Here is a 1,100-nt window from a genome sequence, read left to right on the forward strand (position 1 = left end):
GGGTCGCTTAAATCGCGCCTGCGCCCCATTACAATCGAAGGAGGACATAACTTATTTTTTTCGAAATTGTGTCTTGACAATGGGGGGCATTACAACGTGCCCCCCAAAGGGCGATACCTGCACCTGGTTGATCTAAAATCCAACGAACGGCTAAATGAATGATGGATTTTTCATAATGTTCTCTTGCCAGTTTATCTAATTGTTCTACTGCCTCTAAATATTGATTATAACGGGGTTGTTGGAATTTAGGGTCAGATTTTCGCAAATCATCTCCAGCAAATTTACGGTCTTTGCTCATTTTTCCGGATAATAATCCGCGACATAAGCTTCCATATAAAAGAGTTGTAATAGCATGTTCTTTACAATAAGGAAGGACGTCTTTTTCAATCTCCCGTTCAAATAAATTATAAGGGGGTTGTGCCGTATGTAAAGGTGCAATCTGGCGGAATGCATCCATTTGTTCAGGTGAAAAATTACTTACTCCAATGGCGCGGATTTTTCCTGCATCATATAAATGTTTCATAGCTTCGGCAGTTTCTTCAATAGGTGTAAGCGGATCTGGCCAATGTACCTGATAAATATCAATATAATCGGTTTGAAGTCGTTTTAGGGAATCTTCAATTTCCTTTATAATCCGTTCTTTTGAAGCATTACGGAACGGCTGCTCATTTCTCCAATCCAAAGCTACTTTGGTAGCAATGAGAATGTTATTGCGATTTCCATACTGTTTTACTGCTTTTCCGACTATTTCCTCTGATGTTCCAAAACCATACACAGGAGCCGTATCAATCAAGGTAATCCCTTTATCGAATGCAGCATGAATAGTTTTAATTGAATTCTGTTCATCTGTTCCACCCCACATCCAACCACCGATCGCCCACGTACCAAGACCAATCCTTGAAGATTTGATGTCTGTATTGGCAATTTGAATATATTCCATCCTGATTACACTTCCTTTACTAAAAGTAATACCTGCTTATCAAACAAAAAAACCGGAAATCCACGGTGTTATTGATACCCGAAAACAACCTAAAGTTGATGGGATTGCCTGTCCGGAAGTTGACGAGTATAATGTCCTCGTATCATTCTGGAGAAAGGAA

At 39.6% G+C, this 1,100-nt stretch carries 1 pseudogene; it reads right to left on the reverse strand.

Going from position 1 to position 1,100, the window contains the following annotated elements:
* Positions 1 to 94: 94 nt before the first annotated feature.
* Positions 95 to 940, reverse strand: a pseudogene (locus tag H525_RS24370) (aldo/keto reductase); the annotation flags it as partial.
* Positions 941 to 1,100 lie beyond the last annotated feature (160 nt).

Origin of the sequence: Aneurinibacillus terranovensis DSM 18919 (genome assembly GCF_000430625.1) — a bacterium.
Lineage (GTDB): Bacteria > Bacillota > Bacilli > Aneurinibacillales > Aneurinibacillaceae > Aneurinibacillus_B > Aneurinibacillus_B terranovensis.